The sequence below is a fragment of the Lentilactobacillus diolivorans DSM 14421 genome, assembly GCF_001434255.1.
In the GTDB taxonomy this organism is placed as follows: domain Bacteria; phylum Bacillota; class Bacilli; order Lactobacillales; family Lactobacillaceae; genus Lentilactobacillus; species Lentilactobacillus diolivorans.
Genome location: NZ_AZEY01000066.1, coordinates 13,894 through 25,983 on the forward strand (window position 1 = coordinate 13,894; position 12,090 = coordinate 25,983).

11 protein-coding genes are annotated in these 12,090 nt (G+C 38.3%); 2 read left to right on the plus strand and 9 right to left on the minus strand.

Annotated elements, in window-relative coordinates:
• Window positions 1-18: 18 nt before the first annotated feature.
• Window positions 19-1,026 carry a lectin-like domain-containing protein gene (locus FC85_RS06090; RefSeq protein WP_057864656.1) on the minus strand — a complete coding sequence of 336 codons (1,008 nt, stop codon included), beginning with the start codon at window positions 1,024-1,026 and terminating at the stop codon, window positions 19-21.
• 400 nt (window positions 1,027-1,426) lie between these two features.
• A complete protein-coding gene (locus FC85_RS06095) occupies window positions 1,427-2,977 on the minus strand; it encodes a hypothetical protein (protein WP_057864657.1) in 1,551 nt (516 codons plus the stop codon).
• A 377-nt stretch (window positions 2,978-3,354) separates the two neighbouring features.
• Between FC85_RS06095 and FC85_RS06100 the strand changes: the two genes are divergently transcribed.
• Both FC85_RS06100 and FC85_RS06105 read left to right on the plus strand, forming a co-directional pair.
• Complete coding sequence (locus FC85_RS06100) at window positions 3,355-3,951, plus strand: TetR/AcrR family transcriptional regulator (RefSeq protein WP_057864658.1); 597 nt, start codon at window positions 3,355-3,357, stop codon at window positions 3,949-3,951.
• 442 nt (window positions 3,952-4,393) lie between these two features.
• Window positions 4,394-4,843, plus strand: a complete 450-nt coding sequence (locus FC85_RS06105; RefSeq protein ID WP_057864659.1) for a universal stress protein — start codon at window positions 4,394-4,396, stop codon at window positions 4,841-4,843.
• A 212-nt stretch (window positions 4,844-5,055) separates the two neighbouring features.
• On the opposite strand, the gene FC85_RS06110 is transcribed toward FC85_RS06105, so the two are convergent.
• The 7 genes from FC85_RS06110 to FC85_RS06135 form a co-directional block, all read right to left on the minus strand.
• Window positions 5,056-5,685, minus strand: a complete 630-nt coding sequence (locus tag FC85_RS06110) for a hypothetical protein (protein WP_157051277.1) — start codon at window positions 5,683-5,685, stop codon at window positions 5,056-5,058.
• 96 nt (window positions 5,686-5,781) lie between these two features.
• Window positions 5,782-6,096 carry a hypothetical protein gene (locus FC85_RS06115; RefSeq protein WP_057864661.1) on the minus strand — a complete coding sequence of 105 codons (315 nt, stop codon included), beginning with the start codon at window positions 6,094-6,096 and terminating at the stop codon, window positions 5,782-5,784.
• Window positions 6,097-6,182: 86 nt separating this feature from the next.
• Window positions 6,183-7,256 carry a DUF6805 domain-containing protein gene (locus tag FC85_RS16190; RefSeq protein ID WP_263862683.1) on the minus strand — a complete coding sequence of 358 codons (1,074 nt, stop codon included), beginning with the start codon at window positions 7,254-7,256 and terminating at the stop codon, window positions 6,183-6,185.
• A complete protein-coding gene (locus FC85_RS16195) occupies window positions 7,250-8,587 on the minus strand; it encodes a glycoside hydrolase family 127 protein (protein ID WP_263862682.1) in 1,338 nt (445 codons plus the stop codon). The genes FC85_RS16190 and FC85_RS16195 overlap by 7 nt, the downstream gene beginning before the upstream one ends.
• Before the next feature lie 302 nt (window positions 8,588-8,889).
• Window positions 8,890-9,243 carry a hypothetical protein gene (locus FC85_RS06125; RefSeq protein ID WP_057864662.1) on the minus strand — a complete coding sequence of 118 codons (354 nt, stop codon included), beginning with the start codon at window positions 9,241-9,243 and terminating at the stop codon, window positions 8,890-8,892.
• 33 nt (window positions 9,244-9,276) lie between these two features.
• Complete coding sequence (locus tag FC85_RS06130; RefSeq protein WP_057864663.1) at window positions 9,277-10,551, minus strand: MFS transporter; 1,275 nt, start codon at window positions 10,549-10,551, stop codon at window positions 9,277-9,279.
• A gap of 52 nt (window positions 10,552-10,603) precedes the next feature.
• A complete protein-coding gene (locus FC85_RS06135; RefSeq protein WP_057864664.1) occupies window positions 10,604-12,055 on the minus strand; it encodes an alpha-N-arabinofuranosidase in 1,452 nt (483 codons plus the stop codon).
• Window positions 12,056-12,090 lie beyond the last annotated feature (35 nt).

Sequence of the window (12,090 nt, forward strand, 5' to 3'; positions counted from 1 at the left end):
CTGATTTATATTACGAATTTACTTACTGGTTTGATCATTTGATGCGTATGCCAAGTTGTAAGCACCTGAAAGTGTAACGGCAAATCGGTTTGCCCGGGTGCCACCAGTAACACCGGCAAATGAAAGATATAAGCCATTTGCTTTGTCGGCAGCACTAATCGTCCGAGTCCAAGTTGAACTGCTTGTCGCACCTGTATTGCTGTAAACAAGTTGTTGACTGCGTCCCAATGCTGCAGAATATGCATTGTCGGCAACACTAATCGATACTGTGCTGGTTGATGCATTGTAATTAATCGTAAATGGATGAGCATTACCATCAATCATTTGTGGATTCATCGAAACAACTTGAGCATCCGGATCCTGTGACTTGGCCGAAGCAAACGCAAGACCATTATCAATTCGGGCATTCGAATTCAAATCGCCATTATCGTTGGTTGTTCGCCACGAAACAACAGGATCAGTTCGATCCAGTTGCCAGAATTGCCGATTTTGGAAATCGCCATAAACACTGTCGCTGTTGTAATGTTCATCAAATACCAATCCAAATGAATTTGACAAGCCATCCATTCCCAGGAAGCCACCCGTTGATGATGCAATCTTAAGGGCTTTAGCAGGATTTTCATGACTGAACAAAATATTTAAAGCATCGCCGCCATCCTGCTTGGAACCAAAATACAAATTCCCGCTGACGGTGAAGTCATGATTAAAATCAAGTTTACTTAATGAAGTAACGTAACCATATTGATTAGTTTGGCCCTGAGTCAACGATGCATACCCATTCGCGTTTAATTGTGAATCACCGGTACTGGTTGATGTTGAGAAGTATTGATATGGTTCAGTTGGTACTTGCGTTTGAGTTGAATCGGCGTGAGCAATCCTCGTCGTCAAGGGATTTGCAACTAACATCCCATTGTAACTTGACACAGTTGTAAAAGACCCCAATGCTGCTGAAAATAGAACGACGGCTGCTAGTTTACCTATATGTAGTTTCCGTCGCTTATCTGATAATTTTGTAATGTTTTTCAAAAAACTGCCCCCTAAATTAATCCAAATAGTGACATCCAATAGCTAAGTCATGACAATAGCGTATTAACAAATTGGTTAAGAAATGGAGTTACAATCTCCACGGGATAAGAATATCAAAAATCAATCTGCTAGAGTGGTCAAAAAAGATAAGTAAATCTTGATTATTTGCTTTTTTTAGTAAAATTTGTAGACAAAGTGTTATTGGCATGACCTTTTAGGATTATTTAAAGACACATAGTAATTATGTTTTTATGTAGAAATATCTTTTCTGTTAATATAATCCAATTATTTCAAAACAAAGGGAACATAGTTAACCATTATGTAAACTGGTAGTTAACTATGTTCCTTTACTAAACTTTAAAAATACAGTCTTTAAACACCTAGCCGTAAAATTCTTGTTCTATGACTCTTCCAAAGCTTTGTCCTGATTATTTAGACGGTTTTGGTGCTTGGTTAGGTTAAGCACATTGTCAACTTTCTTACGTTTAATCTCACTTACCAACTTCATTAAATGAATAAAGCTTTCCATTTGAAATGGATTAAAATTAGAGACTTGAATGATTTGCTTTGTACTGAAATCACAAGCACTAGAAAGACAAATATCAGTCGTATTCGTAATCCGATTGGAAATGTGAATATTTCCGGGTAGGATTGCTTTAATCCGCTCGCCAACGTAACCGCTGGAAGTCCGATTTTGATCCAGATCCAGGCAAATGTTAACCGAAACCAACGCTTCTTTGGGAACTGTCCCAAGCAGAATTTGAAACACCCCATAGGTAACTTCTTGAATAAATTCGGAAGTAATATTTGGTTGAAACAATGATAATCCATAATTGGCAATCTTTTTTGCCAAAATCAATAGGTCTGGAAAGCCTTCGATCAAATTAAGTTTTGAAATCGATAATTGACCAATTGATGGGTCAAAATCACTTGACTGGATCCCGAAGTCAAAAAAGATCGGCCAATAACTCAGGCTTACCAGTCGGTTAACAATTCTAGAAATCAGCTCTTTTGACAGAAAAACATTCTTCAATAACTGTGTTCGTCGCAAAAGAAGTCCATAGTACTTTTTTCCAAGATTCAAGTAACGGGTTACTTTAGGAGAAAGAATAATTTGCTTCTCATTCAGCAAGCCTTGACTAACAAGGAAAAAGCAAAGATAAGTCATCTCCTCACGACGTCTTATTTTATCTGGAAGCCCCACAACTTTTTCATAAAAACTATCAATCACGTGCAGTTGCAGTGAATCAGGGTTTCGTAGATTTAATAGTCTTTCAAGATTGGTATGATCATGACACTTAATTTCCATCAACTGGATTTGAAAAAAACTCGTTAGCTTAGGAATTTCATCAGGCAACAACGAAAGATTCAGGGTCATGGTTAACATACTGATAAATTTGGAAGTAATTGTTGCTAATTGTGGAAACGGATTTTCGATACCACCGAAAAAGTGGAAAAAGATATTGGTATTCTTAACCCGTTTTAAGAAATCATTTGGAATTTGAATGGCATTTGATCTTGCCAATCCACATTCCTCGATAAGAATATCATTCACATTATGACGGATTTGATAAAACTTGGCTCGACTAATAAAGTGATTGGTTAAAAATTGTTTTAGTGAAATGCTTGGGTAATTAAAGTTTTCATACAAAAATACTTGAAAGTTAATTGACTGTTTTAATAGTTTAAGCTGCAACTCACGGAAAGCACGAATCTTAAAGGAAATTCTCAGAACTTGATGATCAACAATTTTAATAAAAAATGGTGACTGGCGATTATTTTTCAAATCAACCTGATTTAATTCATTTATTAGTTGGTGAAACTTATATTGAGTTATATTTAGATAAAGTAGACAATCTTTCACAGAAACTTTATTCATATTATGAGCTATAAATAGCAATAACTTTAATTTCAACAAATCGTCTTTTTCAAGTAACAGAGAATACTTCACAAACTTACCCCCTTGTCTAACTAAACAAAATTAGCAAACTAACACCATTATTCAGTTTATGTGGCTCACTAGACATCACAACATCAGCATAGTATCTCAAGATTTGCTAAACAAGATACACTTTGGGAGATGTGTCAAAATTTGGAATAACACTGTCAAATGCCTGATAAAACACTTTATCAGTCGCTTTAATAATGTAAAAGTCGGCTCGACAATAATATTAACTTGCGATTTATTAAATCTTTGTATATGTTAGGAATAGAAATTGTTTGCCATCGAATACGTAACAAGAATTTTTTAGCATGATCCTATTTAGCTTTATTTTACAAAAGTAGCTATGCTTCAATGTAGTCAAGAAAGGAAGACAAAGTAATTTCATGAAATACGATCTGTCTAAGAAACCGACACTGGGGTCTCAACGCACGTTAAAATCATTTTCTGAAGAAATGTTTGAATTAATTAAAACGAAACCGTTTGAACGGATTACCGTTCGTGAAATCTGTGCGGCATGCAATATTCCGCGAGCAACGTTTTACAATTATTTTGATGATAAATTTGATCTTCTAAAATATTGCTGGCAAGTATTAGCTACAAACATTGGCGTTGATGATATGCCTAAAATCCCAAACTCGAAGGTATTCGTTCAATATTTCGATGATGCCTACAACTTTTTTAGTGCACATTCCTCAGAAGTAGATAGTATTTTGTTGAACAATTCACTATCAAGCCAGCTTGGCGATAGTTTTGTCAATTACTTTTCCGGAACTATTCAAACAACTGTTTACAAAACGTTACGTGGTTCAATCAAGAAAATTCCACTACAGCTTTTGGCAGAACAATATAGCAATATCATTTTTGTCATTTTCAAATGGATTTTTTTGGAACAAAATCCCACCTCTAAAGAGCAAGCACATATTTATCTGAGACCATTTTTAAATTTAGACTTAGATTCCCCACATCATGAATCATTTTAGTTGACCTAAACACAAAAAAATTGTCAGCTCTTATTTACTAAACCTTTTCTTCAAGATCAACTAGTATTTAGAGATTTTAGGCCCTTCTATTGATCGCACAACCGTTTGGTGCCGAGTCACTAATTTAGTCGTTGTCAATCGGATTTATGAATGGACAAGGGCGACTCAAATAACATTAATTAAAAACGATAGTCCAGGCAGATGGCCACTATCTTCTTAGTTAATAAATTTCAGGAACATAATAGCCATTTTTCGTGTGACTTACCAAGATAAAATTAGTTTTTAGAAACATCTGAATCATTCATAAATAACAGCCATTCATCATAATAGAATGATTATCATAATAAAAGAACAGATCACAAAAATTGTATTATTCACTCTGAAAGCGCATAATTAAGTTGGATGGTTATCAATAACACTTAAATACTAAGGAGTGATTTTTATGTATGAAAATATTTTAGTTCCACTAGATGGTAGTAAGAACGCTCAAAAGGCATTATCTGTTGCCATTAAGTTAGCAAAGACCTTTTCATCAAAACTAACATTGCTTTCGGTGATTGATAATCGTAACTTTTCTGGCAATCGATCGGTCGTCAATACGGCACCAATCGTTACCACTGATGAGATCACCGAATTATCAAAGTATTCTGATAATGTGATTAACGCCGGTTTACAAGTCGTCAAAGATAATGGCTTAGAGGCAAAAACACTTGTTAAACGTGGTTATCCAAAGTCAATTATTGCGACTGACGTTCCGACAGACGAAAATATTGACTTAATCGTCATGGGTAAATCAGGAACCGGCGCTTTGGATAGACTAATCATGGGATCGACCACTGCTTACGTTGTCCGAAATGCTCATGTCCAAGTATTGGTTGTCAATGATGATTAACTGATAGGCAAATTTACCGATAAATGAGTAATCTGACCATCGCTAGACAAATCTATTGTTACAAAAAAATGGGACTGAGACAAAAGTAATTTTGTCCAGTCCCATTTTGTAACCACAACTATTACCAAGCGAAAAGCGTGAGATAAAAGGATTATCTTAAGCATAAAAAACAGAATAAATTGCTATCACATTAAGTAAAAATTTCTCCAGTTCTAATCCAGTCCTTCAACCTGAAAAACATCAGCCGTCAGCTGATGATCAACAGCTTCGGTTGGCCCTGCATAACTGCCAGCACCAATAATTAAAAGTTGATTGTTGGGCAGGGCGGTTAATGATCGTGAATAAGCACCAGGAACATCCGTTGATACTTTTTGCCAGTTGCCTTCACCATTTTTGGTGTTTAAGTAAATCTCCGAACCGGTACTGTTTGCCACCAGTGTCCCATCCCCCAAAATGGTCACGTATGGTGAACCGCCGAGGGCAAATTCCCGTCCAGCATCTTCAGGGCGCCAGTGCAACCCATCATCAGAAATTTTGTAATTAGACCGATTTCGTTCGCCATCAACCACCACAGCGCCTTCAACCACTATTTCAAAGGTCATGATGTATTTTCCGTTTGTCATTTGCGCGACAACAGCCATGCCTGGTCGGGCTTGAGGATTGGCAACCGCAACATCATCGATTTCCGCACCCCAATGAATGCCATCGGTAGTGGTTTTATGAGCAATTTTTTGACTATGGACAATTTTATCCCGTTCATCCGAAAAGAAACAGACTAATCGATGATCAATGACTGTCACAAAGGGTTCCCAAACTGGTTTTTGACCTTTAACAGACGCCATCCCGCCCTGAACCACCGTACTAAGATATTGCCATGATTGTGCATGGTTATCACTTTGATACAAATCAATCTTTGTTCGGCTAAGGTCATCCGGAATCTAATTTCCAGCGCAAATTAGCGTACCGGCTGGCATCGTTCCAATTTTTTCCGGTAATTCATACAAATTAGGTTGATATCGCATTCCCCACCCATTTTGAGTATCTACGACATTACTAATATGCTGCCAAGAACGACCATTATCCTGACTTTCAAAAATCGGAAACGATGGCGTGCCAGTCACATAATGTTCAGCGGTCGCGTATAAGCGGCCATTATAGCCATCCGACCAATGGTGAAGAAATAATCCACGACCATACATGAAGTCGGGTTGACGTGTTCCATGAAAAAGATTTTTGCTTGCAATGGTTACCATCTAAAGCACCCCTTTTAATTTAGAATCATTGAAAAAGCTCCGGGATCTGGATGCCACATCCTCACCCCGAAGCTTTTCAATTTGAATTAATCGTTGAAGAGTCGAATGCCAAATAGCCGGGCACTCGGCTGATGCATTGCCGAAAATTTAACATTAATTGATTGTTGTTGATTATCAGTTGTCGAAATTGGAATGGTGACCTGATAAAAGCCGTCTTGATCCGCCTGATCACTTTGCGCCACCAGAATTGTTTGATCGAAATTAAATTCCTTCATGGTCACTTGAAGCCGCTTGCCGGCATCAGCAACGTTAAAGGTCAAGCTTAGCTGTAACTCAGTCAGCAGCTTGGTCACTGGAAATTGGTAGCTGAACCAGCCAGTTGGATGTGCCTGTCTAAATCGACGGCCACGCAGATTGCCCACTTCAGAATCTGCCTGTTCCAAGTGCTGATTAATCTCAAAATTGTTGGCATCAAAGTTCGTTAACTCGCCAATGGTATGCTGGCGATAATCTGCCAATCGTTTCAGTTGATCAGCTCGCTGTTGGGCTTCTTTTGACCCTGCCTGCTGCCACTGAAAATAAATGCCATAACGATGCTGGTAAGTCTGATAATATGGAATAAACTTAATCTGCTCGTCAACATTTGGCAATGTAACCGAAACAAGCTCACGGTCCTCACCAATTTTAACAATCGACTGTTGAGCAAAACTCTCCTGCCAATCTGACCAAGTCTGATGAGTAGTTAACGTCGAAGTGGACGCATCATTATGAGTACTAATGCGAACCAATACCCCGTTTGGTCGGTCGGCGGTCAACTCATAATTGTCTAATTGACCCGCCAACACATATGGGCCATAACTAAATGCAAGATAGTGGGGATTATCTTCAGTCGCCGAGATCGATAGTGCCATGGGTAACCGCATATTAAGTTTTGCACCGGCAACCAAATTTTCAACATGCCAGAAGTCAACGTTCTGGTTAATTTCGATCGGCTGACCATTGAGAACCATGGTGGCATCGCCTTTAACCCATTCAGGACGCCGAAGCGCTAAGGAAATCGGGACTGTTGGCCTGCTCGAATCAATGGCTTTAATTATAATGGCCACATCCCCGCGCCGACGGTCGACATCAACGGTCACTAATGAATTGTGATTTAACAAGCGCAACTGATTTGAAAATACAAATTAACCGTCAAATAACGATCATCCATAAAGTAGTCACTATCACCCAATTTTGTAAAATTCTCAATGCCGGTTCCGGTACAACACCAAAACTCGTCGAACGGCCGATTAAATACCTTCGTATACCCGGCACCCATTGGCTGAAAATAGGTCATCATTCCAGTTTCAGGATTTTGAGAGCCCAAAATCGCATTACAGTATGTTTGTTCATAATAATCAAGATACTTTTTCTGCCCGGTCACTTTAAAAAGTTCCCGACTCAATTTCAGCATATTATACGTATTGCAAGTTTCGCAGGTTGTCGCACCATCTTTTAACGCTGCGTCTTCGAAAAGTTGGCCCGGTTCATGAAAATGTTCACTCTGACTATTGCCACCAGTCACATAAGTATGATCATCAATCACCATTTGCCAAAAATTCTCAGCAGCGGTCAAATAATCGGGTAATTGTTTGGTTTCATCCGCAGTCAGGAATTGGTCAGCTAATTTGGGTTCTTGAAAAACTTCATATCGTCGAAGTGCCCCAATCACTTTCGGAATCGTCGTGTTGGCGTGCTTCCCGGCCAGCACATCCCGATGATGAGCCAGTTCATCAAACAATGATGTTTCGTCAAAATAAGTGGCGGCTTGTAAATCGTGTGGATTTCGAGTTAAATCGAATAATGCGTATAGGGCATCATTCATCCCACCGTACTCCGTCTTTAACATTTGCGTTGGATCAGTTAATTTGATCATTCGTCGATAAACGTACTCGCCAAACTTTTCAGCAACTTCCTGGGCTTGGCCAGCCAGTTGGGCATCAATCGAAGGCACGTTGACCGCGACGGCAATTAATCCAGCCAAAATTTTATGCAAATCATACCAGGGAACCAGGACGTTCTCTCTTTGATTTTCAGGAACCGGCTTCCCCTCAACAGCGTCGAGGGCAACTTCTCGAAACGCTGATACATAACCTGCACTTTGAGGATGAACCTTCGCGTAATAAGTCTGGGCTTTTAAAAGACCGGTAACCGCCGTGGTTAATTTAACATGAATTGCGGCTTGGATGTCGGGATCTTTTTCTGAATGAAGGGCCTGTGATAGGGCAGATAAATAATGGCCAAAAAAGTGGCCCCGAAAATTATTACCAGTTGGCCGTTCCCAACCTTGATAGCCTTTTACCTTGGCTGTTTCGATTCCGGCAACCTTATTAAATTCAACCAGGAATCGTTCTGGTTCCAATTCAAGTAAATATTTGGTTGTCCGCTTACGAGCAGCGATAATCTCCGAATCTGTCAGTGTGACTAAAGCTGAATCGATATCTTGAATCATGATTTATTCCTCCACTACCGTCAGTTGTCTATACTTCTTAACTGGTGGTTAACTCTTTCGTTAAAAACCTTCTTTAACATATTATCAATAATACAACAGGTCGTAAAAAAATAAACATAACGTGACTAACACAGCATTCTTTATTACCAGAAAATAATGACTAATAACATAAATTGAAGATTAATAGTATATCAAAAATGAGTCTTCCATTTCATTTTAAAGTGTCAGACTCATTTCTTATTTACGATTTAGTCACTTGGTAACCAAACTTAACCTTAATTAGCATCAGCTATTTAAAAATACTATTTTTGAAGATTATCATTATTTCCCGCGACCGAATTAAATACATCTGCAAGTGAAGCATGCATATCTGCAAATCGTTTATGCAAAACAAGCTGTCTAAATTCCTCAATGCTCATTTTTTCCGTACTTTTATAAGGAATCGAAGCTGCTCCATTTGTAATATTGGGATTAGTAATCCCACTTGTAAACGTAATAATCAACCCATCACGGCTATCCAAACGAACCGTGTAATATTCATAATACGATCGAGTATCATAACTTCCCTTCAATTCCTTATGCTCGGAAAAATAGTTCGTTAAATATTCCTCAAACAATTCTTTTGATTTTAAAGAAGCTTTCCAACTATTACTCATCTTTTTTTCTCCTTACGATAAACTGCCGGTCAATTATTCATTAGCAACGGAACTATCACTGAGCTTGGCCGCTGGTTCTTTTTTGCTTTTATGGCTTCGAACAAGAAAGGCTGCTCCAAACAAAGCAAATACCATACAAATAATACCAATAATAGTATAGGTTAAATGGAATCCCAAACGATCATAACTCATTCCGATAACTCCGGAGAAGATCGTTTGCGAAATTTGAACCGCAGCACCAGTGCTTAACGACTGAATCGTTGCAAATTCATTCTTATTAAAGACTGAGAAGATATATCCCATAGGGCATACAAACCAGAATGGCGTATAAATTCCTGTCAGCAGCTGAGCAAATGCGACCCATACCCAATTAGGTGCAAATGCGAGAATTAGTAAACGTACTCCCATTATAATTGCCATAATAGCCAATCCATTACGATAGCCAATTCTTTTAATAACCCATGGAATAATGATCATTCCAACAAAAGCTAAGACCTGTTGAATGGTAGTGACATACGAAAACAATTCCGTTCCATGCGACGTATTGAAAAAGGTCTGAAAATAATTAATTATCTGCTGATCCGCAATTTGAGACAAGGGAACTGTTCCGAGCAAGAAAATAATCAAGAAAATAAACTTTTTAGTGAAGACGCTTTTCAGAATTCCTTTAAGATTTACTTTCTCGGCCTTTTTATCCTGGAGAACGCCTAAATTCTTTTTATCATGTTTCAGGAAAAAGATAACCATTAACAAGTAAATAAAACCGCTTACAGACAAGCCCCAGAAAAACTTTCTCGGCATAACTGTCAATAAATAACCACAGATTAGTGGCGCAATGAATCCCATAATTGTGACACCAGATCGAACCCAGCTATATTGAAAGTTATTAACGAAGCTCATTCGTTGTTCATACTGTTCATTAACACTTGTTCCACCATTCATTACTAAACCAATAACCAATCCCAAAATAATTGCCATTACATAGGTACTTCCATGCATTGGCAGGACGATCCATTGCATAAACGGTCCGAGAAGCACTGAACAGATCGCCATAAAGAGCAACAAATACTTTTTTTCAAGAACTTTATCACCCAGATAGCCAACAAATGGTGACGAGATAAGTCCCATCAATGACATCATCGAAAATGCCAACCCAACGTTAGCATGACTAAAATTAGCATATTTAACCAGCCATAATCCTGAGTACATTGCGACAACCGGCCAGATAAAATTAAAGGACATTTCCGAAACCACATACGACCAAAATTTTCCAAATGAATTGTAAGGGCTTTTGATTTTTTTGAACATTTTAATTATCCTCTCCACATTTTTCAGTTAAAAAACAATAAGTGTCATATCGTTATTCCAATGTGATTGAAACAACGGATTTTGTCGGAAGTTGAACATGTAGCCTGCCATTTTGAATACTTCCACCACTAAATGCCTGAGGTACTACTTCTTCAGGGTGGGTAAATGTATTATGAGAATTCATTTCTTTACCGGTTAAAATTGTTGCATCAATAATTTTTCTGAAAGGATTAGACGCTGTAAAATCAATGGCTTTTTCATTAGCAAGATCGTAATTTCCTAACGAAATTGTTAACTTACCATCTTTTTGAGAAGCCGTATACGTGACGTTATCAGGAATCTCGCCAATCCCTTCAACTAATTCTGCATCCATATGTTTTTGATACATATCAAACACATAATAAGTTGGTGTTTTAATCATCTGATCTCCCTTGGTTAAAATCATTGCCTGGAGAACATTCACCATCTGTGCAATGTTTGCCATGTAGATTCGATCAGCATGTTTTTGAAAAATATTTAATGTAATTGCCGCAGCTAAAGCATCCCTAACCGTATTCTGTTGCTGCAAAAATCCTGGGTTTGTTCCCTTTGTAACGTCATACCAGGTTCCCCATTCATCAACGATCAAATCGACTTTATGATCTGGATCGTAGTGATCCATAATAGTTGTGTGTTTGGTAATTAGTTCATCCATATGTTCAGCCCGAGTCATAGTTGAAACCCATTGGTCTTCTGGAAAATTAACAGCATCTCCTTTACTATGGTCCCAATCACCAGTTGGCAACGTGTAATAATGAAGGCTAATTCCGTCTAAATATTTGCCGGCATACTTCATCACCGTCTCTGTCCAGTTATAATCATCTTGATTTGGCCCACAGGCAACCTTATAAATGGGATGATCTTTATCGTATTGTGGTAAGAATGTCTGATATTGACGGTAAACATCTGAATAATACTCAGGACGCATGTTACCACCCCCGCCCCAAGACTCATTGCCGATTCCAAAGAACTTCAGCTTCCAAGGATCTTGGCGGCCATTTTTTTGACGAAGTTTGGACATTGGCGATTCACCAGCCATGGTCATATACTCAACCCATTCAGCCATCTCCTGAACGGTACCGCTTCCAATATTAGCGTTAATATAAGCATCGGCGCCCAATTGACGGAGTAATTCAAAATACTCATGGGTTCCAAATGAATTATCTTCGGTAATGTCTCCCCAATTAGTATTTACAATCTTTTTCCGAGTATCCTTGGGACCAATGCCGTCACGCCAATGATAAGTATCTGCAAACAACCCACCGGGCCAACGTAAAACGGGAACATGAATCTCTTTCAATGCATCAACGACGTCACTTCGCATGCCATTAACATTGGGGATTTCTGAATCCTTACCAACGTATAAACTACCATAAATGCCATGACCTAAATGCTCGGAAAACTGACCATAAATGTATTTGCTAATTTCAGGACCTTTTTTTTGATTCAATAATTCAATTGACATTTTATTCAAACCCTTTCCTGGTGGTATTAATAGTG